Annotated in this window: 19 protein-coding genes and 1 pseudogene; 4 read left to right on the top strand and 16 right to left on the bottom strand. The window is 41.8% G+C overall.

Annotation, left to right across the window (positions count from 1 at the left end; all coding sequences use genetic code 11):
• Positions 1-9 precede the first annotated feature (9 nt).
• The 3 genes from DESMER_RS01685 to DESMER_RS01675 form a co-directional block, all read right to left on the bottom strand.
• Positions 10-714: a glycosyltransferase gene (locus DESMER_RS01685; protein ID WP_014901334.1), complete on the bottom strand. Its 705-nt coding sequence runs from the start codon at positions 712-714 to the stop codon at positions 10-12.
• A gap of 86 nt (positions 715-800) precedes the next feature.
• Entirely contained in the window at positions 801-1727 is a 927-nt protein-coding gene (locus DESMER_RS01680; RefSeq protein ID WP_014901333.1) for an NAD-dependent epimerase/dehydratase family protein, read from the bottom strand.
• A gap of 104 nt (positions 1728-1831) precedes the next feature.
• Complete coding sequence (locus tag DESMER_RS01675; RefSeq protein WP_014901332.1) at positions 1832-2890, bottom strand: NAD-binding protein; 1059 nt, start codon at positions 2888-2890, stop codon at positions 1832-1834.
• Between the two features lie 186 nt (positions 2891-3076).
• On the opposite strand from DESMER_RS01675, the gene DESMER_RS01670 reads away from it, so the two are divergent.
• Positions 3077-4072, top strand: a complete 996-nt coding sequence (locus DESMER_RS01670) for a glycosyltransferase family 4 protein (RefSeq protein WP_014901331.1) — start codon at positions 3077-3079, stop codon at positions 4070-4072.
• 103 nt (positions 4073-4175) lie between these two features.
• On the opposite strand, the gene DESMER_RS01665 is transcribed toward DESMER_RS01670, so the two are convergent.
• Entirely contained in the window at positions 4176-4712 is a 537-nt protein-coding gene (locus DESMER_RS01665) for a class I SAM-dependent methyltransferase (protein ID WP_148275314.1), read from the bottom strand.
• A 172-nt stretch (positions 4713-4884) separates the two neighbouring features.
• Between DESMER_RS01665 and DESMER_RS01660 the strand changes: the two genes are divergently transcribed.
• On the top strand, positions 4885-5874 hold the full coding sequence (locus DESMER_RS01660) for a glycosyltransferase family 4 protein (RefSeq protein ID WP_014901329.1): 990 nt from the start codon (positions 4885-4887) through the stop codon (positions 5872-5874).
• Between the two features lie 171 nt (positions 5875-6045).
• Complete coding sequence (locus DESMER_RS01655; protein ID WP_014901328.1) at positions 6046-6681, top strand: glycosyltransferase family 2 protein; 636 nt, start codon at positions 6046-6048, stop codon at positions 6679-6681.
• A gap of 155 nt (positions 6682-6836) precedes the next feature.
• Here DESMER_RS01655 and DESMER_RS01650 read toward each other — a convergent pair whose 3' ends face one another.
• The 6 genes and pseudogenes from DESMER_RS01650 to DESMER_RS01620 form a co-directional block, all read right to left on the bottom strand.
• A complete protein-coding gene (locus tag DESMER_RS01650) occupies positions 6837-7370 on the bottom strand; it encodes a class I SAM-dependent methyltransferase (protein WP_014901327.1) in 534 nt (177 codons plus the stop codon).
• 1 nt (position 7371) lies between these two features.
• Positions 7372-8502 (bottom strand): tetratricopeptide repeat-containing glycosyltransferase family 2 protein, encoded by a 1131-nt coding sequence (locus DESMER_RS01645; RefSeq protein ID WP_014901326.1) that lies wholly within the window; start codon positions 8500-8502, stop codon positions 7372-7374.
• Positions 8503-8837: 335 nt separating this feature from the next.
• Positions 8838-10704 (bottom strand): annotated as a pseudogene (locus DESMER_RS24810) (exosporium protein).
• Positions 10705-10995: 291 nt separating this feature from the next.
• On the bottom strand, positions 10996-12291 hold the full coding sequence (locus DESMER_RS01630) for an exosporium glycoprotein BclB-related protein (protein ID WP_014901323.1): 1296 nt from the start codon (positions 12289-12291) through the stop codon (positions 10996-10998).
• Between the two features lie 25 nt (positions 12292-12316).
• A complete protein-coding gene (locus tag DESMER_RS01625) occupies positions 12317-12661 on the bottom strand; it encodes a hypothetical protein (RefSeq protein ID WP_014901322.1) in 345 nt (114 codons plus the stop codon).
• Positions 12662-12741: 80 nt separating this feature from the next.
• Complete coding sequence (locus DESMER_RS01620) at positions 12742-13068, bottom strand: hypothetical protein (protein ID WP_014901321.1); 327 nt, start codon at positions 13066-13068, stop codon at positions 12742-12744.
• A 188-nt stretch (positions 13069-13256) separates the two neighbouring features.
• On the opposite strand from DESMER_RS01620, the gene DESMER_RS01615 reads away from it, so the two are divergent.
• Positions 13257-14231, top strand: coding sequence for a DUF7852 domain-containing protein (locus DESMER_RS01615; RefSeq protein ID WP_014901320.1), 975 nt, complete (start codon positions 13257-13259; stop codon positions 14229-14231).
• Positions 14232-14244: 13 nt separating this feature from the next.
• On the opposite strand, the gene DESMER_RS24200 is transcribed toward DESMER_RS01615, so the two are convergent.
• From DESMER_RS24200 to DESMER_RS01585, 6 genes are all read right to left on the bottom strand, one after another.
• Positions 14245-17526, bottom strand: coding sequence for a glycosyltransferase (locus tag DESMER_RS24200; RefSeq protein WP_014901319.1), 3282 nt, complete (start codon positions 17524-17526; stop codon positions 14245-14247).
• Positions 17523-18584 (bottom strand): polysaccharide biosynthesis protein, encoded by a 1062-nt coding sequence (locus DESMER_RS01605; RefSeq protein WP_014901318.1) that lies wholly within the window; start codon positions 18582-18584, stop codon positions 17523-17525. Before DESMER_RS01605 ends, DESMER_RS24200 begins: the two co-directional genes overlap by 4 nt.
• Positions 18568-19485, bottom strand: a complete 918-nt coding sequence (locus DESMER_RS01600; RefSeq protein WP_014901317.1) for a dTDP-4-dehydrorhamnose reductase family protein — start codon at positions 19483-19485, stop codon at positions 18568-18570. The genes DESMER_RS01605 and DESMER_RS01600 overlap by 17 nt, the downstream gene beginning before the upstream one ends.
• 75 nt (positions 19486-19560) lie before the next feature.
• Complete coding sequence (locus DESMER_RS01595; protein WP_014901316.1) at positions 19561-20253, bottom strand: sugar phosphate nucleotidyltransferase; 693 nt, start codon at positions 20251-20253, stop codon at positions 19561-19563.
• Between the two features lie 18 nt (positions 20254-20271).
• Positions 20272-21258: an SDR family NAD(P)-dependent oxidoreductase gene (locus tag DESMER_RS01590; RefSeq protein ID WP_014901315.1), complete on the bottom strand. Its 987-nt coding sequence runs from the start codon at positions 21256-21258 to the stop codon at positions 20272-20274.
• Positions 21259-21457: 199 nt separating this feature from the next.
• Entirely contained in the window at positions 21458-22573 is a 1116-nt protein-coding gene (locus tag DESMER_RS01585; RefSeq protein WP_282433074.1) for a glycosyltransferase family 4 protein, read from the bottom strand.
• Between the last annotated feature and the right edge of the window lie 47 nt (positions 22574-22620).

Raw genomic sequence — 22620 nt, 5'->3', positions numbered from 1 at the left:
CTCACAGAATTAATTTAGCCATTCAGGAAACAACTTTTTTGCCCTCTCTTGAACAATTACAGAACATTCTTCAATAGGATTTTTACTCATATTTTCACCATGCCAGCGATATGCCAGCAAATGATCTGGAAGAAAACCACATGAGTAATGCCTAAGGAATCGATACCATAAGTCGTAATCATGGGCTTGAGGCAGACCTACATCGAAATGTCCTACAGTCTTTAATGCCTGAGTGCTCATCATTACAGCGGATCCGTTTATAAAGCAACCCTCCATAAGCTTAGTCACCATTTCCTGTTTGTTGGGATAAAATGGTGAGTTAACCTCATATTGTTTTTTTCCGCCTGCGTCGATTACTATAAAGCTTGTGTAACTAAAACCCAAGCTAGGATCACTTTCCATCAATCCAACTTGTTTTGAGACTTTGTCTTCAATAAAGGCATCGTCAGCACTTAGCCAACATATATACTTACCCGTTGCCCTCGATAAGCCGAGATTTAGAGCACTGGGTGTACCTCCATTCTCTTTGTAAATATAGTTAATCTTAGAGTAATAGGGCTTTATTACTTCTGCTGTTCCATCAGTTGAACCATCATCAATAACTATTACCTCAAGATTCGGATAACTTTGATTAATGACACTTTCCAGAGCATAAGGAAGGTACCGAGAGTGATTATACGTAGGGATCACCACACTAACTTTAGGGGTTAGCATAACTTTTCCTCCTTAATCTAGTAGTTTACTTCAATGAAGATAAGATCTTGCTTCATTGAAGTAAACTAAACCATTCTATAAAAGATCTAGAGCCTCTTCTCCGTCAGGTAAATCTTTTTCATCCACTCTACCGTCTTAGGCAATCCTTCTTCCAGCAACATTTTGGGGTTGTGTGCCAAATCCGCTTTCGCCTTACTAATATCTGGTCGCTTACTAACCGTATTGTGCTTATCTTCAGGGAGATACTTAACTAATTTTTGATTACCATCTGTATATTTAAGCACCAAGTCGCTTAAATCTTTGACACTACGATATTCCGTTCCCCCGATGTTATAAACTTCACCCGGTTTAAAATTATGGGCGACGTTGGCTATAGTTGGTATTAAATCATCAACATACATAAACACACGGTAGTACCCTTCAAAAACTTCATATGGGATTCCCTGTAATGCCCGATAAATGAAGAGGCAAACAACGCTTCTATAGGAATGATAGTATTCTCCGGGACCATAAGCATTAAATAACCGCAGTCTGACGATAGGAGACTCGTATTTTTTTTCAAAGTTAATCACTTGCACTTCGTTTGCCCACTTAGTCAGCGCATAATCATTATGCTGAATAATCGTCTTTTTCAGAGGCAAATCTTCTGTTAACAAAGGCTCTATTGCTTCCCCATAGATTTCAGAAGAGCTTGTAAAAACTAGCTTGAAACCTTTCTTTAATTGCCACTCCAAAATATTCCTTGTGCCGATTACATTTGTTTTCCAGAGAGTGTCATAATAGTGCTCTCCATTAATGCGCCCAAACTCAGCTGCAAGATGGAAAACATAATCATAGTCCTGCTCAAAAACCCTCTCTAACTGACGATACTCAGAGATATCCGCTCTAATATACTTATCTCCAAGATAATGCTGTAAATCGACTTCCCAAACATCGTGTCCTCTATATTTGAGTACCTCTACTAATCGTGTTCCTAAGGTGCCCCTGCTGCCTGTTACCAAAATCTTTGCCATCATATTGCTCCTTTTTACACTTATTTCTATCATAAGAATCGAAATGCGAAGAAAATCTCATACTTTCCTCAGCGGTCAATGCTAACTTCCTGAAGTGAGTTTAGTCACTTAGGTTCTAAGGCCTTATGACGATCTAATGTTACTCTAGCTTTATCCTCTTGGATGTTTTGAGAATTATCTTCTTGCTGATTGATTGGATTAAAACCGGCTTCACGTAGCTCATCAGGAGAAAATAAGGGATCTTCAACTTTTACAGTTTTTCCGGCTGCCTCTAAAGCGCTAACTAAATCAACTCCTCTGCTGTGCTTGAGATCCTTAACTCCTGTTTTATAGCTTATGCCCTTGAGCCAGACTTCTCTGCCTTGGCCAACCTGTGCTTGGATTCGATCTCTATAGTTTTGATCCGCAATCTCAGCACCCTCTAACAAAGCCGAGGAACAAACCGTTCTTAAAAAACTCATATCTTTAGGAAGACACTCTCCTCCAATTCCCCAATCAGTAGCCAGAAGTTCAACATTATTTTTACTATTAACAGCTTTCCTCAATTCCTCATAACTCAGGTCATTTGTAACGCAAAACCCATAAATTTCCTGGGCAAAGGCAACATCCACATATCGTTTTACATTTTCAACAACTTTGGATAACTCAGCCACTTTAACATCTGAAACCTCTACCAGAAGGGGTACCAAAGGTTTATAAAACTCACGCCCCCTTTCCAGACATTCTTCTGTAAAGGCCCCCATTACTCTTGGTGTATCACAAACGGTTTTATCTACACCAAACATTACTCTGTGAGGAACATGAATTAAGAAAAGATCTGATCCTAATTCAAATCCCTTTTTTTCTAAAAACTCCCGAATTCGCACCATAGTTCCAGGAGGCAAAGTGGATTCAATAGAGATTAAAGAGCCTGGGCGGATTATCATATGCTCTAGAGCTGAAAACAAATTTTGACCCTGATCACCCGTAGAAGGTGCCATTAACCATACATCTATGCCTGTTAACGCCCTATAATCCGTAGTTACTCTATATCCCTGACGTCGCAGCTCTTTTACTCGGCTTTCATTCACATCTACTCCAATGACCTCTCCAGCAAATTTCTGGTCCAGATAAGCGAACAAATTAAACCCAATATTCCCTAACCCCACGACACAGATTTTCATTATAGGAACCATCCTCCCCCAATATCATCACTATAGGTTATGGCAGTCCACTCCTTGTTGACACAAACATAAGCATATATCTACTAGAAATAATTCAATCAATAATGGATTTTTACATATATCTTGCAACCTTGCAGCTCGAAATGACATAGACTGAAAAGACAATAACTTTTTGGAGGACAAAATATGAAAATAGTTTTTCCCGTTATAAGTTTGGAAACAGGGGGGACACGCTTTATTTATCAGTTAGCCAATGAAATGATGGATAAAGGGCACAACGTTGAGATTGTACTTCCAGAAAAGGCTGCGGTTGCTTGGCCGTTGAGAGCACAGGTTACAAGAGTTAAGGAGCTTACTCCCTCTACAATTCCTTCAGCCGATTTTCTGCTTCCAAATTTTTATCCCACTGTTTTTCCAGCCTGGGAATCAAAAAAAGGCCGCGTCGTACGACTTAGCCTAGGTTATGAACCCTTATGGGTTGCCGAAAAGGAAAAAGCGTTAGCTTCTTACCATATCAATGCTCCGATAATCTCCATATCAGAATGGCATCGCCAAATAATTCTCCAAGAAACTGGGAAAAACAGTACAGTTATTCCTGGAGGGGTTGACACCTCTGTTTTTTCACCCTGTCCAAAAAAGTCTCTTTCTACGGGAAGATTGACAATTGCTTACATTCTTCGTTCTAGGGAACATGGCTACACTTGGAAAGGCTCGGAAGATTTTTGGGAAGCATGCAGGGGTTTATCACAATTGGTTCCAGGGTTTGATATACAGGTTGTAGCCCCGGAAGGAGCAAACTACCAAGCACCTCTTCCCTATGAGATAGTGAAAGCTCAAGCAGACAGCGATATGGCCCGTTTCTACGCTCAAGCAGACATTTTTGTTTCAACGTCTTACTTTGAAGCTTTTTCAATGCCTCCCTTAGAGGCGATGGCTTGTGGAACTGCGGTAGTGACAACTGACAACGGCGGGAATCGTGACTATACAAAAAATGGGGAGAACTGTTTTCTCGTCCCCCCTAGTGATACTCATCAACTAACCCTTGTACTCGCTCATCTTTTAACTCAGGAAGCAGTACGAAATCGTGTTGCTCTTAATGGGTTACAGTTCGCACAATCTTGGACTTGGCGGCACGCCGCTAATAAGTTAGAATCCTTACTTTATCAGTTAGCCCAATCTTAATACTCTCATCCCTTGTATTATTCAAGCTGTTATTAGTCTCTGTAAACAATATATTCCAAAGTCTGTTCCTCATACACGAAACTCTAATTTTGACCCCAGTATTTTAACAATCTTTCCAAGCCAAAAGGGCATCGACAGGTGTAGCATTTTTTCCATAGACCTCTAAAAAAGCCTTATTACTATGATCATGGAACTTGCTAAAAATTACAGTGTTATAACCAAGCTTTTCAAAATCTTCAACCTCCCATCCTGATCGATGCCTTTGGAAGCTTTCTCCTCCTAAATTATAATGGTCGATATCAAGTTGTCGAAAGAAACCTCTTGGAGTAAAGATAACCACTCTTTTGGTTGCAATTTCTTCCACTTGACTCAAGACATCTAATGCATCCTCTTTCTCAAAATGTTCAATAACATCAATCATAGTTACGCTATCTATTGACTTAGGCAAAAATAATTCTCTAAGCCGCTCTGCCCTAAAATTTAACTTTATAAACTTTTCACTCGCCCTAGCATTCTCGAGGTAGGGCCGATGCGCATCGACTCCAATTTTAATTGGACAACTAATTTTTTCGAGAGTCTCACCTACTCCACAGCCTACATCAAGGACTGTATTAGAATCTGAAAGTAGTTCATTAATCACATTAAGGAAGTCTTTATGATTTACTACGTTGATCACAGGCCGAACATCCTTCCATTCAAAATTTCTTTCTTCATTATCGTATTCAATATTTCTTTTAAAGTACCAGCCGATACACAATTACCCTCCATGAAAGCATAGTATGTAGTACCGGAAAGTAAAGGGAGGACAAACTATGAAAATTGTATTTCCTGTTCTTAGTTTAGAAATGGGTGGGGGAGCCCGTTTTATCTATCATCTTGCCAATGCTCTTTTTGACAAAGGGCATGATGTTGAAGTTGTAATGCCCGAAAAAGGACTCCAAGTATGGCCTCTGCGTACCAAATTGAGACGTGTAAAAGAGCTTACCCCCGCCTCCATCCCTTCAGCAGATTTCATACTTCCAAATTTTTATTTAACAGTCAAACCCGCCTGGGAGTCTAAAAAAGGTAAAGTAGTCCGTTTAAGTTTGGGGTATGAACCTTTATGGGTCCCAGAATCACAAATAGCAAAACAGACTTATTTAATTGGTGCCCCAATCATGTCGATATCTCAGTGGCACCGTCAACTCATTCTCCAGGAGACTGGTCTGCAAAGCACAGTAATTTCCGGTGGTGTAGATATTTCGACCTTCCGCCCTTATCCTAAACCTTCTAACCTTACGGGTCGCAAGAACATTTTTTACATCATGCGTGATCCCACTTCAGGATATACCTGGAAGGGTGGGGCAGATTTTTTACAAGTTATTAAACAAATTAAGGGACAGATTGATTTTGACTTAACAGTTTCAATTCCAGAGAGTGCTCAATTTGCGTGTCCTGTCCCTTGTCAGGTTAAGATCTCGACTACAGATCAAGAGCTTGCCCGGCTTTATGCTGAGGCAGACCTCTTTATCTATACCTCCTACTTTGAAGCATTTGGTTTGCCTCCCCTTGAAGCGATGGCATGCGGCACAGCTGTTATAAGTACAGACTGTGGCGGAAACCGCGATTACGCCAGAAGTGGTGAAAACTGTTTATTAGTCCCTCCTAGCGACATTGATCAACTTTACTCAGCTGTCAGTCATTTATTGACAAAGGATGACGAACGTCATCGTTTAGCAAATGCCGGACATCTTTTCGCTCAAACTTGGACTTGGCAACGTACTGCTGATCAAGTAGAAGCATTTTTGTTGAGCCTTAAATAGAAGTATTTGTAATTTTTTATCAATTGCAGAGTGCATAAGTAAATCTTGACCGGGGCCGAGCTTAGGCCCCTTTTTTATTTTTCTTTAACTACAACAATATGCATTCATTAATTGTAGTCAGAATCAAGCCTGACTTCATACAATAGTAATAATGTATTAGGAGATTATGCAATGGATTTTGAAGTAGTTATCATATCCCATAGACCACATCTATGCAGCGGAGCTCAATTATGCTTAAAGGCTCATAATTACAGAGTTTTTGATGGCACAAATTACCCATCATTTTCAAAGCTCGTTAATGACTGTATAACTTCAAGCAAGCACGAAACAATAATTATATGTAATGAAAAAGCGAGACCGACATCTCAAGCAGTAGAAAAAATTTTGGTTATGCTGAACGAAGGTTGGGGGATAGTTGCGCTATTTAGATTCGGATTTTTCGGATTCAAGAAGGACTTAATTAGAAAAATTGGATTTTTTGATGAGCGCTTTATTGGTGGCGGCTACGAAGATGTCGATTTTGCCAGAAGGCTGAAAGAGGCTAACATCGGTTATTACGAGAGCGAAGAAATAGAGTATATTTATTTGCCTACATCTTGGAACTACGAGAAAACAAATTTCTCCAGAAAGCAATATTTCAGAAAGTGGAAAGAAGCAGCAAATATAATAACTAGACAATTAGCAGAAGAGGACTATCCCTACGATCTAGGCCCATTCCAAAACACAAAGTTTATCGAGTTCGAAAAGTCAATATTACTCCCATATCACGGAAATATTAAAGACATCAAAATGCAAACTGAATTGTAAGATTTGAATTAACAAACAGAGTGAAATGTAAAGAACCCCCGTTATACCCAAAACCGAATATTAGTGATAATAATAACAAAGGGTGAAAGCATAACTGCCGTTCACCCTTTTAGTAAAAGTTTTTACTCCTTAAAGTTTAGTTTATTATTAATATACTATTTTTCCTGCCACGCTAATTGAACCTGACGCTTTCTACAAATTGTTAACCCAGGTGAAATTGGAATGGTCATTAACTCATATGATGATCCAGCTTCTCTCAACAACTCGTCTATGGCAAGATAGGCAGTCCCGCACCATTCAGGCTGTATCATCTGCTCATTCCCTGGATGAGTATCATGCAATAAAACTAAACCGTGTGGGGCTACGAAAGGGAAAAAATCTTTGAAGTCTTGTAACACTGCCTCTTTTGAATGATCTGCGTCTATAAATAGCATATCAATCTGAAATGTGTTACCTCTTACTTCTTCGGCAAACTCTTGGGTAGTACCGTTAAAAAAGCGGGTTTTAGAAGACTGTTGCATATACTTGCCGGCTTCAGTACTTATATCAACACCAATTAGTTGTTCTGCAAAAGGAACCAGTCGATTAAAAAGTGCACAGTGATATATCCCTAATTCTACGTATATCTTCGGCCTGACAAGGCTTACCAAGTTAACAATAAAATCTTCGTGCCAATTTAATAACGCCATTTTACTCTGCCTCTTTCTCTATCCGTTGGGATTTTTTGATTCCATTTTTAATAAAAACACCCTCTAAATATTTTCTGTTATACAAAATCTGGGTATTATCTGGGCGATACTTTCTAGCAATCTCATTATGCTCATAAGCTAATTCATATTTACCAAGGCGATCGTAACAGACACATAACTGTAAATGGGGCAGCCATGTCCAGCAAGCTTCATTTATTGGCCCCCAACTACTAATAGGTTTCTCTAATTGAGTAGCTAGTTTGTACCAAAAAGCACCTTGTTCATATTGCTCCCCTTTTAAAAAATAAAATCCTAATCGACAGCAAAACTCAGCTCTTGGTGGAGCATATTGAAACGATTTCAGGATATATTCAAGTTGTTTATCTGGCTTCTCGAGCTTTTGGTAACAGTCCGCCAGTTTTCCACAAGCAGAAATATTGTCCTCCACCCATCCTTGGTTTGTATTTAAAAAATCCTGGTAAGACTCTATAGCCCGTTCATGGAGTTGGTGATCGAAGAGTTCATTTGCATAGTAATATAAATCCCGAGGGGAAAACACTTCCCCTTTTACTTTACGCTTCTCATATATCTTAAGGTTGCGATCGGAATCATGACCTCCTATCCCTTTGTGAGTTACACAAATATCAGAATTCAAAATACTTCCGTACACTTCCAAATACTCGTGTACTGCTCCAATCCACCGAAAGTTTTTATTTCTTTTAACCAGGCGATTCCTTCTTAGACTAAAAGTAGCTAAACCAGACTGGTCAAAAGCCAACAGATAGGGCATATTCACGACATCAAATGAAGTATTAAAACTTTCTTTTAACTTGAGAAACTTGTCACGATCTGAATCTGCAAAGATATCATCTGCATCTAACCAAAGGATATAATCCATTGTCGCTTTGCTAAAAGCAAAATTGCGAGCTGCTGCAAAATCGTCGACCCAAGTAAAGTCATCTATCTTATCTGTATATTGCTGTACGATCTCTTTTGTGAGATCACTAGACCCTGTATCGATAATTACAATTTCATCTGGAATTCCCTTTACTGAATCAAGACACCTACCAATAGTTGCTTCCTCGTTGCGTACAATCATACACAAGCTAATTGTTATTGAACTGTCCGACATGCTTTCTACCCCTCAAAGTTAGAATTAGTCATACTCTATTGTATTCAGATAACTATGAGGTGGAAGCTTGACCACAATCATAAGTTTATTGACCCCCAGAATAGTGAACTAATTTAGTAAGTATAGAATGTATTATTACTTGATCGATAGTATAATTAATTATTCAAACGCAACCTATATGTCCAGTGGTTCAATGTGTACCTAGAAAACAGATAATTGAACTAGAACTAAAAGAGAAGGAGTATACAATTACTTTTGATAGTAATTGCTATACTCCTAGTCGGTTCATTGATATATCCTTTTAACCTTAATCATCTATTATTATTTCCCAGTCATTAAGGCCCGGTTGCTCCTGTAGCTCCTGTGGCTCCCACGTCTCCGGTCGCTCCTGTGGCTCCTGTGGCTCCTGTGGCTCCCACGTCTCCGGTCGCTCCTGTGGCTCCTGTGGCTCCTGTGGCTCCCACGTCTCCGGTCGCTCCTGTGGCTCCTGTGGCTCCCACGTCTCCGGTTGCTCCTGTGGCTCCTACATCTCCGGTTGCTCCTGTGGCTCCTACATCTCCGGTTGCTCCTGTAGCTCCTGTGGCTCCCACGTCTCCGGTTGCTCCTGTAGCTCCTGTTGCTCCCACGTCTCCGGTTGCTCCTGTAGCTCCTGTGGCTCCCACGTCTCCGGTTGCTCCTGTAGCTCCTGTTGCTCCCACGTCTCCGGTCGCTCCTGTAGCTCCTGTGGCTCCTACATCTCCGGTTGCTCCTGTAGCTCCTGTTGCTCCCACGTCTCCGGTTGCTCCTGTAGCTCCTGTGGCTCCTACATCTCCGGTTGCTCCTGTAGCTCCTGTGGCTCCCACGTCTCCGGTCGCTCCTGTGGCTCCTGTGGCTCCCACGTCTCCGGTCGCTCCTGTGGCTCCTGTGGCTCCCACGTCTCCGGTCGCTCCTGTGGCTCCTGTGGCTCCCACGTCTCCGGTCGCTCCTGTGGCTCCTGTGGCTCCTGTGGCTCCCACGTCTCCGGTCGCTCCTGTGGCTCCTGTGGCTCCCACGTCTCCGGTCGCTCCTGTGGCCTCCTGTGGCTCCCACGTCTCCGGTCGCTCCTGTGGCTCCTGTGGCTCCCACGTCTCCGGTCGCTCCTGTGGCTCCTGTGGCTCCCACGTCTCCGGTCGCTCCTGTGGCTCCCACATCTCCGGTTGCTCCTGTGGCTCCCACATCTCCGGTTGCTCCTGTAGCTCCCACGTCTCCGGTTGCTCCTGTAGCTCCTGTGGCTCCCACGTCTCCGGTCGCTCCTGTGGCTCCTGTTGCTCCGGTCGCTCCTGTGGCTCCTGTTGCTCCCACGTCTCCGGTGGCTCCTGTGGCTCCCACATCTCCGGTTGCTCCTGTGGCTCCTGTAGCTCCTACATCTCCGGTTGCTCCTGTGGCTCCTGTAGCTCCTACATCTCCGGTTGCTCCTGTAGCTCCTGTAGCTCCTGTAGCTCCTGTGGCTCCTACATCTCCGGTTGCTCCTGTAGCTCCTGTTGCTCCTGTGGCTCCTACATCTCCGGTTGCTCCTGTAGCTCCTGTTGCTCCCACGTCTCCGGTCGCTCCTGTGGCTCCTGTGGCTCCCACGTCTCCGGTCGCCCCTGTGGCTCCTACGTCTCCGGTTGCCCCTGTTGCTCCTGTGGCTCCTACGTCTCCGGTCGCTCCTGTGGCTCCTGTTGTTCCTGTGGCTCCGGTTGCCCCCGTCACTCCCGCTCCAGTAGCCCCTGTCGCTCCGGTCGCTCCTGTTGCTCCAACAGCTCCCGTTGCTCCTGTTGTTCCTGTGGCTCCGGTTGCCCCCGTCACTCCCGCTCCAGTAGCCCCTGTCGCTCCGGTCGCTCCTACTATTCCCACAGAGCCTATTGGATCTAGTTCAGCTGGTAAAACGCGATGAGCTGCAACCAACTCCCCACTACTCCCTTTTCCCCAACAAGAAATCTCTACCCCATCAGCGCTAGTTATAAACTGAAATTCAAATTGATCAAATTGAGCAAAATAGACCCTTGATAAAACTTCTCCTGCAGCCAAAGTAAACAACTCTTGAACGTATAGAACTTTAGTGGTTCCTAATACAAAGAACCCCAATATTTCAATGTCTGCAGAAAAAACTTCATCATTAGTTATCTGTACTGTAAATGTTACAGTTGGCCTTGCTCCATCAAATGGAGTATTTTCTATTATCCCAGTAGTTAATTCAGCCATCATTTCTACTCCTTACAAATATTTTAATACTATATAAGTGCATCAATACTCTACAATGCTACAACAAAAACACTAATATAATTGATGGCACTTTTACTACTCAGAATCCGTTAATTTTTTGCACATCAGCATTGCCGCACCTTCATTTATTATTCTCAATGTGACCAAAGCTGTTGGTCTTTAACCAGAAACCAGTGAATTTTTATATTAAGTTAATTCAAGCATTAGGTATCTCTCCTTTCTTAAGCTCTATAATTGAGAGGCTCAAATCTGAGCCTCTCTTTTTTCAGGTTAAGCAATGGAAACCCCTGCGCTGGCGTAACCTGTAATTACTGCTGCGATATCCAAACCGGCAGTAACTGTCGGTGTAAATACCATCAGCAAACGGGTACCAGCCGTAACCGGAATTGCTAATCCTGTGGTAAGACCATCACTAACTGTTCCAATTGCCACAACTCCTGTAAGTGCTGGTGCCAACGTTGCGACCGCACCTGCAATTGGTGTAAAGGTATTATCAGGCGCGGTGGATGAATACAATTGTGCTGTAATTGTCACCGTTGAGCCCACTAAGGCTAGCGCTGTTGTAGTGCTGAAGAAAGCCGCAATTGATGTTATTATCCCGTCTCTTGGCACTGAGAATGCCATATTATCGATTGAAGTAACGTCAATTGCTCCACCCGCGCCGCTTACACCACTGGTCGAATCTCCAAATCCTAATACTGACGAGGTGTTAAGCAGTCCACCTAAGACAGTCGTTAATGTCGATGGGGTTCCTGAAGCGAAAGGTATTATTGCTCCTGCCCCCGGTTCTCCAGTTGCTCCGGTTGCTCCTGTGGCTCCTGCTACTCCTGCTGTTCCCGTTGCTCCTGTTGCCCCTGTTGTTCCTGCTGTTCCTGTTGCCCCTGTCGCTCCTGTCGCTCCTGTCGCTCCTGCTACTCCTGCTGTTCCCGTTGCTCCCGTTGCTCCTGCTGTTCCTGTTGCCCCTGTCGCTCCTGCTGTTCCCGTTGCTCCTGTTGCCCCTGTTGCTCCTGTTGCTCCTGTTGCTCCTGTTGTTCCTGCTGCTCCTGTTGCTCCTGTTGCTCCTGTTGCTCCTGTTGCTCCTGTTGCTCCTGTTGCTCCTGCTGCCCCTGTCGCTCCTGCTGCCCCTGTTGCTCCTGTTGCTCCTGTTGCTCCTGTTGCTCCTGTTGCTCCTGCTGCCCCTGTCGCTCCTGCTGCCCCTGTCGCTCCTGTAACCCCAATAGGCCCAATTACATCAAGCTCAGCGGCTACCAAGCGATGAGCCGTAACCAAGTTCCCTTCTGCGTCTTTTCCCCAGCCAGAGATCTCCACTGCATCAGAGCTAGTAACAAACTGAAATTCAAATTCATCAAATTGTGCAAAATAAACTCTTTCTGCTACCTCACCAGGATCCATAATAAATAACTCCAAGACATACAGTGTCTTCGTAATCCCCGTCACGTAAAAACCTTCAATAAAAACTGTAGCAGCAACTGTATCATCATTTGTAATCTTTACTGTGAACGTTGAAGTAGGTCTTACTTCATTGACCGGTGTATTCTCTATCAATCCAGTCGTTAATTCAGCCATTTTCTCGTCTCCTTCTTTAATATTGTTAGAATGGGTTAACTTCTTGGGCAACTACTCGATGAGCTATAGTTAGATTACCTGCCGCATCTTTTCCCCAAACTGTAACTTCGACAGCTTCTGAACTTACAACAAATTGGAATTCAAAGGCATCGAAATCTGCGAAATAATTTCTCAAGACGACACCCCCTGGAGCAAGTACAAGCAACTCCAGTACATACAGCACCTTCGTTGTTCCACTTTGGAAAAATCCTTGAATTTGAACATCTTGAGAAGTTGTACCATCATTTGTTATATTCACCGAAACCATCGTGCTCGGCCTGACTCCCCCGACAGGGGCGTTTTCAAACAAACCTGTTGTTAAATTAGGCATATATTTCTAACCTCCAAATTTTTGGTTTATATATTGTATTTCACTTGTCCCTTTTTGGTTACCTATCAAGCTGCCTCAACTCAACTTATTCCTAAAGGGACAGAAATAAGATTTCCATCTGAGTCTTTGCACCATACAGAAATTTCTACAGATTGGGAACTAGCAAAAAATTTAAACTCAAATGTATTAAATGGAATGAAATAATTCTTTAAGACTACTGCACCGGATGCTAGAGTGAAAAATTCTTCCACATACTTGATATTCGTACTTTCAGTTTGAGAAAATCCCTCAATTTGAATTGCAACAGTAGAAATATCATCATTGGTGATATTTACTGAAAGAGTCGGACTTGCCCAAATGCCCTCAACCAAAGGATTTTCCAGCAAACCCGTAGATAAATATGGCATATTTTTTCTTACCTCCTAAATTATGGGTTTACTTATTCTATTGCTCATGTCCTATTTTTGTTACCGTAAAATCTTACTTTGTAATACCACTTATAGAGGTACAAATTCTTTAGTACAACATATCCTAGCTATATAGAGGATTAGAAAGTCTGACCATATGTTTTCGTATAAGAAAGGAAGGGAATAGATTGTCTTATCAAAAAAATTGCCCTCATGAATGGAAGCAACCAGCGCCTTTTATCCCTAATTGGGTGCGAGAAACCCCCAAACCAAATGTGTGTCCCCAACCAATTCCACCGGTTACACCTAATCCTGTTTTTCCAAATACTGCAGCACTACAGATGTGTAATCCCTTACAAATTGAAAAAATAGATTCTTGCTCAGTATTGATTACTATTTCAGTTCCAGCTGAATCTATTATTCACTTACCCACAAAAGCACTAGAGATAAAAACGATCAAAAAAGACTTTAAACTAACTCAGAATCATTACTTTAATAGCGCTCCAACACCACCCGGAATATCAAGCGATACTCCTAAGTTATTTATTGGCGGTCTGGTGCGCAAGGATATTCAATATTCGGAAGCCGTGCACCAAACTCCAACCACTGTGGCAGGCGTAATAAAAGATTTTGTAGTGGATATTCCAATTTCTTGTGTAATTGACCTTGGCAGACACTTACAATTTTCACCAATTCATTACGATCAGCAACGAGAATATGGGTTTACTGAATCTTCAACTAAGGATCCTCTCCAATCAAAGGCAGAATTTAACCTTTTGAGTGAACAGTTTTACAATCGTATGCCGACCTGCCAACTTGTTTTCTGCCAAATAAACGAGACGGACAATGCCCTTGACTGCATTCCTTTGTACGGTGGCCCATCTAAAGAATATACTTTTACCACCTTACAAGAAAAAATGGTTATTTTAATCCAGCTTCGACTGACCTTCCCAACCCCAATCGATTATAAAAATCCTCATTGTAACCCAGACAATGAGTCTGAAAGAGAAAACAATCACTGCTATGACAAGGATTCAAAACACAATAGAAAAAACAAAAGTCCAAATTCAAATGCGCTTTTTAGTAAAATAAATACCCTATTAACAAAGCTTACTTGCATAATAAAAGGGCCACATCTAGTGGCCCTTTTATTATGCAAGTAAGCTACTCATTTTTTTATAGTTTTCCCCACGCTCTTCCTTCATTCCTTACGATTTTCCCTCGTCTAGAAAAGTAGAGATTTTTATTATAGTCCCATTCGGGCGGACCTCCGCCCTGATAATAACCTTCTGCTCTGGGGTGGTACAAATGTGCCGTTACGGCTTCAGTCCGACAGTACTGACAACCATATGCCAGTATTCGATCGATAAAATCCCGATCATCATAAGCTATTCCGGTAAAATCTTCATCATAACCCCCAATCTCCAAAAATTGACTGCGATGCAAGGCCATCAGAAATGGCATTCTAGTATCTAAGTCTATGCAATTATTGAAGGTCTCTTGTTCAAAACTGCCGTTATTCTTCTCGATTGACTCTAAAAGTGCACCTGTTCTGTCGTCTTTACCAACCGGAATACCCAGTAGCTTTGGGTTACCTAAGATAGGCATTGTAATCTTTTCTATAGTCTGGTTTACATGGAGCATTTCGGCGCAACACATTACCAAAATATCTCCAGAGGCTTGCTTCACACCAATATTAATTGCAAAACCAGGCACTCTCCAAATGGGTTCTCCTTGAAGATTTCTTTGTCCAGTAAAAATATATTTCAAATGCAGCTTCTCTTTAAATTCTTTGCAAATCTCTTCTGTTTGATCTTGTATTCCGTCATTGACTACGATTGTTTCAAACTCATAGGGCATTGTCTGAAGAGATAAAGAGTAAAGTCCCCATCTTAATAGATGTGTTCTCTGATAGGTTGTAATTACTATAGATACCTTAGGCCGCTTTACATCTGGCTCGATGTTAGACTTTTCTATCATTAGGTCTTTAAAGACAGTCTCTATTAAGCTTTCCCATTTCTGCGTAGAATCCGGTGTACACATGGTCTTTTCTAACAGAACATTCCTAGGAGTAAAAGATCGTTTGGATAATCCTTGAATAGCCCCCTCAATATCTTCACCAAAGATTCCACACTGATCCCGTTCTTTAGGACTTAAATCTTTAAAAAATCCAATCTTTCTCATAATCACTGGCACATCGCATAAACAAGCTTCGATAGCTCCCTGACTCTGAAGCTCTAATGGTGAACCATTGACAAGGAAGTCCGCACAGTTAAGAAGTTTAACCAACAGATTCCGAGGCACTTGATAAAAAATCCTTACGTTATCCGCGATAAATGGTTCAATATTCTTTGTAACTATAATCCAAGTTATTTCCGGATGAGCTGCAATACAGGCCCGAACTTTGCCCCAGCCGTGTACTTCGTTAAAGTCCCCAATGTAGATTCCTATTCTTTCCGAACCAAAGCAAAACTCTTGACGCACCTCCTCCTTGTTCATCTTCTTGAAAAGCTTTAGACCCAAGCCGCCAGAAATAATTTCAAAATCAAACTCCGGGTATGCCAGAGCGGTTTGGCACGAATTGGTGACCAGTTTATCTGCCTGTCGCAAATTCTCCTCTTGCTGGGCATTAGAAATGCCCATGGATCTTAAATTGTCCTGCAAAACTGCTATCGTGTAACGAGATTGATCAACGATGTTTATGAATGTTGCGTTTTGCAGAATTACTTCTACTCCCGGATAATTATGCTGAATGTATTTTCGAGCATTGGCAGCATAATCTCCTAAATCTCCTACAGTATCCCTTCCTATACTTACTGAAGCAGGCAAGGATTCCTCCAAAGAATTCCAAAATAATCTCTCCCCTATTGACCCTGCTATAGAATCGCAGCAAATTGCGACCTTAATGTCATTTTGGTCATATCTCAAAGTTTCTGGACTATCTAGTTCTCCCCACTGAAAGTGATAAGCCAGACTATCGAAGGCTGTCTGATGCTTTATCCCTATGGTTTTAAGCTTGAGAATTAAGACAGTATCCCCAGATATACAAGCCTCGCCCCTCTTTGCAATAACCGGATGGTTAAAATCACTCCCTAATAGAACCTGCCCCTCTGGATACCCTCCAACATGTTCAAAGTGCTCCTTACGTATTAAGAGTGGCATAAAGAGTCCGCCATCTACCAATTGGGGCTCCGAGATTTCACGGGCATACTGTTGAAATTCTATCTCTCGATACGTAGAATAATCCCGACCAAAATCTTTTTCCACGCCATATTGACCACTGCGCAGTTTTCCCGACTCTACTAAGCGGGAAGCAACACAGTTTTCTCCATTATAAGCTTTCCATAGATTATCAAACCATCCTGGTGTAAAAGCCATATCTGAATTAATGAATAGGACAAAGTCCCCTTGAGCTTTGCTTGCGGCAAAATTGTAAGCACGATAAACATTATTGACATACCATTCCTGCTGTTGTTCAGGAGTGTTTGTGAAAGCATAATGCGGAATATAGTTATCTCTTAAATAATTAAGGACTGCAGGTGTCGCATCATTAGCAACAAAGAAAAACTCTTTATCTGTCATATCCGTATATCTATAGACCTGCTCATAGACAAACTTCAACCATTCCACACTTTTATAAACTAAACAAACAATGGAGAATCTAGGCTTGAACACTTCTTCCTTATATTCTTCAACATACGCCAAGGACTCTGCAAAGGTCAGTGGTATCGGTTCGTCATCATCAGACCAAAGACCTTCGGGAAAAAAATCCGGAGGAACTTTCGATACAACGAGCTTTTCTTCGCTGATTAAACGATCCAGCATATCATAACCGCGCTGTCCGTGAGACCTGTATACTAGATATTTATGGGCCAAACGTTGCTTCGAAGAAAAGCCAAAGTGTAATACCTGAACATCAAGTGTCCACATTACGTTTCGAATCGTGGAAGGAAAAAGTGGCTGATGAAGTCCGGGCTTTGTATCATGAAAACAAATCCCTGGCACAACCCGCCACAAACGGCAAAACCAGCCCTTGTCATATAAACTGTCCAGCCGCTGCCAAGTACCGCTTCGCCAAAGGTTAATTTCATGCATAATCACGGCATCATAATTGTTGCCCTCACATTGAGCACACAATTCTTGAAGCTTTTCGGCAGCATTAGCAGTTAACACCTCGTCAGCATCTAACCATAAGATAAAATCCGGATTGAGCTTTAGAGCCTCTTGCAGCAGAAGCTGCTTATGACTCCGTTCATTGACAAAGTCATTTTTCGTTCCTCTAAGGACATATGGTGTTTGTTTAAGCATATACTCATAGCTGCCATCTGTACTACCGTCATCATAGACGACAAGATCATCTACTGCAGGTAAAACATACTTAACAAACCGTTCCAGGTTGTTTTTACAAAGTTCATTATAGATTTGACAAATGCACGCAATCCTATATTTTTTCTTCATCTCAAGAATTCCCCTGCTCTATTTTCTTGACCTATCATCAGATTATGCTTGCGTAATAAAGCTAAAGTATCTTCAAAGGTCATTAGAGAATCACCCGAACTATACTCTTTAGATAACACCTGCAAATTCAGATCTTCTTTTAGCAACTCTGGCAACATTGGCTTAATTGCATAGTACTCGCCTCGATCGTAAGTTCGCCATGCCTCTTCTTCGGAAATCATTATCTCATGAACTTTTTCTCCCGGCCGAATTCCCGTATATTTTACTGCGATTGTTTGTTCACCCATTAAGGCTTTTGCTACATCCTCAATTAGAGCCGCCGGAATTTTTGGAATAAATATTTCTCCCGGCCTAGCGTCTTTTAAAACTGCAAAAATAGTGTCCACTGCACTTTCTAAAGGCAACAAAAATCTTGTCATTTCCTTTGTCGTGATCGTAACTGGCCCGCCACGCTTTATTTGTTCATGAAATAAGGGAATCACAGAACCTCTAGAAGCTAAAACATTGCCATAGCGGACACATATAAATCTTGTCTTAGGGAGCGTCACATTTGCTGCTATAAAGATCCTCTCTTGCAAAGCCTTTGAAATTCCCATAGCGTTCACGGGCTTACAGGCTTTGTCAGTGGACACACCAACCACCGTATCAACTTTTAGATCGTTTTCACGAATAGCACGTATGATGTTCTCTGCACCAACTATATTAGTAAGCACCGCTTCAAATGGAAAGTATTCACATGAAGGAACCTGCTTAAGGGCAGCAGCGTTAATGACGATATCTGCTTCCCGTAATACTGAACAAACGGAATGATAATCACGAATATCGCCTATTCTAAATTCGATTAAGCGAGCAAAATTGTCATAGATCACTTCATCAGTAACGTTTTGCTTACTCTGATATTCAATTCTCATTGCGTGCTGTTTTGCCTCATCACGGGAAAAGATAATAATTTTCTTCGGTGAACCAAGCTCTTTTTTCAAGAGTCTACGAGTTAATACTTTACCTAGCGAACCTGTACCACCAGTAATTACTACTACTTTATTATTTAAAATTTCCATTTTCATCCCCCTTGGCCTTGCCATAATGATAGGGGCCTTGTAAATAATCCAAATACATTTCGTGTACTAAGTCTTTCCACGAAGGTGGATTATAGCCCGTTAGAGAACGGAAACGCGTTGAGTCTAAAGATCGATTAATCCGAACATTGTTGTTCGGTTCGATCTCCACGTCTTTGTTATACTGAGCTTTAATGAGTTTTAATAATTCGAATTTGGAAATTGGATTTGCGGAAACGTGATAAAGTCCAATCATTTCTTTATCTGGGATCACATAATCTCGAATAATTCGTGCTATTTCAATAGTTGGCAGACCTGAATAAATGACCTCTCTGAAGCCATAAACTTTCTCTTTTTGCCCCAAAAACCATTCAACAAGTCCATAGAATCCTTTTAGCTCATGCCCAATAATGGACGTACGAAGCGTGACACAATCAGGATAATCTACCTCACCAAGAAGTTTTGTTCTACCATATAGATCAATGGCATCAGCCACATCACTTTCCAAATAGCCTCCTTTTTCACCAGAAAAGACACAATCTGTACTGATATGAATTAATCGTGAATCGGCTGCACTACACTGCTTAGCAATTGTATGGGGCAAAAGTGCATTAGTCGATATAGTAGCAAGTGGATCTTGGGCCTTGGGTACCTGCTTAATCACTCCGATACAGTTCACTACAATATCTGGAGACACATCTGAGAAAAGTTTTGTCAGGCTATCTCCATTAAAAACATCAACTTCTCCATATACCTTTTTCATCCAATCCGCCGGCGACCAATCGGACAGTACTTTTGCAGAACGAACTGTTGTATAAACATCGAACCTGGGGTCTTTAGACAGATAGCGAAACAAGGTATGCCCTAACATCCCCGACCCTCCCAGGATCAATACCTTTGTCATTCCTTTATTCACACCTTTCGGGGTAGTTACTTGAAGCTTTATTAGTAAATTTTACTTAAATTGATACATTTGCTTTTAAGACAGTTTTAGCTCCTTAAAGACCTCTTTAGCTTTTTCCAGATCTTCAGGTGTCCCAATATCAAACCAAAGGTCTTCGCTTTCATAACTCACAACCTGAGCATGATTCGAAAGTAGAGCTTTAACTAGATCAGGCATGTCAAATCGTTCATTTTCAGGAATTAATGAAATAACTCGCTTATTAATGACGTAGATACCCATACTCGCCCAATAGTTTGTGGTTGGTTTTTCTGAATAAGCGGTCACCTGTCCATCTTTAATTTCTAGGACTCCGAACGCTGAATGAACGGCCTTCTTATGCACAGCAACGGTCATATCTGCTTGCATCGCAATATGGTGTCCATAAAGCGCGCCAAAGTCCAGCGTCGTTAATTCATCGCCGTTGACAACTAAAAAATCATCCTCTAAATCTGCCACAAGCTTTAGTGGGCCAGCAGTACCGAGTGGTGCTGTTTCAACAGAATAACGGATGTCAAGGCCAAAATGACTGCCATCCTGAAAATAAAGCTTAATAAAATCCGCAAGATATCCTAGGCACATGATTATTTCATCGACTCCAGAAGATTTTAGTTGTTGAACCAGAATATCTGCTATAGGTTTATCTCCAATGGGGATAAGCGGCTTAGGCAAAATTCGGGTATAAGGATCCAGGCGGGTTCCTCTGCCGCCGGCTAAAATAATAGTTTGCATAATATCCCCCCTTACCTTTTAAATCTGGTATTTTCCGATCTGAAAACGATTCATATGGCTGGCAATCCAGGCTACTGTTCTTTTGATACCTTCTTCAAGCGTAACCTGGGGTTCCCACCCTATAGTTTCTTTTGCTAAGCGATTATCTGCTAAAAGACGGCTGACTTCGCTGCGACTTGGACGGATTCTCGCCCCATCCACTGTAATTTCTGCAGTGCTTTGAACGGTCTTTAAAACAATTTTGGCCAATTCTCCAATCGAAATTTCTCTACCTGAACCAATGTTTATAACCTTTCCAAAGCCTTCTTTACTCAATGCTGCTTTAATAAAACCATCTGCAGTATCTGTTACGAAGGTAAAATCACGCAAAGTTTCCGTATTACCAAGACGTATTTCCTTACAGGCCAAAGCCTGAGTGATCAGCGTTGGAATCACAGCCCGAGCAGATTGGCGCGGCCCATAACAATTAAACGGTCTTACAGTCACGACGGGCAAATCAAAAGAAGCATAAAAACTCTCTGCTAATTTATCCGCACCAATTTTGCTTGCTGAATATGGCGACTGCCCTTGAAGTGGATGAGACTCATCAATTGGGACGTAGAGTGCCGATCCATAGACCTCACTTGTCGAAGTGTGTACAATCTGCTCTACCCCATGATCTCGGGCCGCTGTCAAAACATTAAATGTTCCCAAAATATTGGTTTCCACGACTTCTCGAGGATTTTTATAAGAATATGGAATCCCTACCAAAGCCCCAAGATGAAATACTGCGTTACACCCTTTGACAGATCGTTCGATTACATCTGCATCACGTAAATCCCCGGCAATGATTTCAATTTGTTCAAGTAACCCTGGTTCCAAATCTTCTAGATTTCCGCGGCCATCCCTGGAATTATATCGAATAAAGACACGAACTTTGGCCCCTGCTTTTACCAATGCCTCTGTCAAGTGACTGCCGATGAATCCTCCTGCACCAGTAATCAAGACCTGCTTATGCTCCCACATTACGCTCATCCCTTCTGTTCATAACTGATATATCCTATGTCAGTTTTTGTCTATCTGACACCGCAGTTACCGTTTCGGAGGACGATCCTTTTTAATCTTCAATAAGGCGAACTAATTTCTTACGAAAATGGACTACATTTTCATCCCACCCTCTGAACAGGCAGGTTCATGGAAGTTTACATTAACGTGTTAAAAAGGACTATCCCTTTAACATGGTGTTCAAAAGGGTATAATACTTCGATGCCAACTGAGACCACTCGAACTTAACTGCATTTTGGTATCCTTTAATTGAGAGTGATTTTTGTAGAGAGGGATTACCTAATACGATTGCTAAAGCCTCTGATAACTTTAAAATGTTTCCGGGTTCGAAAGTCAATGCACACGAATTTGGAACAACTTCTGCTAACCCCCCAGCATTAGAGGAGATAACCGGTGTTCCAACCGCCATTCCTTCTAAAGCAACTAGTCCATAGGCTTCTCGCCGACTAGGAACAACAAGTGCAGTAGTACTTGCCATTCTCTGTCTGACCTCCAAACTTGAGATTCGACCATGGAAATGAATGAAGGATCCCAAATTTTGGGCTTGGACAAGATGCCTTAAATAACCTTCATATAACTCCGTTCCTTTACCTACAATATTTACATTAATTTGATGCCCACTCCTAACTCTAATTGATACAGCCTTAATCAGATCTTCAATTCCTTTATAATCTAACAACCTTCCCACATATAACAATTGATTCCTTATCCCTTGTTGCCAACGTTCTAGAGGAATACTAATACCAAGGGGTAAAACTTGAGTCTTAAAAAGATATTGCGGAAAGTGACCAGCTAAATATTGTCTCTCACTCTGGCTAATAAGGTGTATGCATTGACAACGCATTAGTAATTCTTCCTGTATCTTAAATTGGGCTTGTAATTCAAGGTCTGGTAAGTCTCCCAATTCTTTGCGCAAGAAAGAGTAAACTGAATATACAATTGGAATATTTCCTTGAGATAGAGTATACGACAACGGTGCAAAATTAATGGCGTGGCTATGAATCATGTCCCATCCCTGACGGATCTGAGGAAATTCCTGACATACAACATCAGCCTTGATCATCCCAAGATTTCCAAAGTATCGACTGCTACGCGGCAGCCATAGTACTTTAATTTGTTGTCCTATTGCTGTCCAGACAGGTATATTCCAGTTACTGCGCGGTACTATAACGGTCTGTTGTACACCCATACGATCAAGCATATGCACCATACCTGTGACAGCTGTTCCTGCGCCGCCGAAGCTCTCTTCTTCAAATTCATTGCTTAAGGATAAGATTTTCAGAAAATCTCCCCCTTTTGTAGTGTGATATTCATGGTTTAACT

The organism is Desulfosporosinus meridiei DSM 13257, from assembly GCF_000231385.2.
Lineage (GTDB): Bacteria > Bacillota > Desulfitobacteriia > Desulfitobacteriales > Desulfitobacteriaceae > Desulfosporosinus > Desulfosporosinus meridiei.
This window is presented reverse-complemented; position numbering and strand designations above follow the sequence as displayed.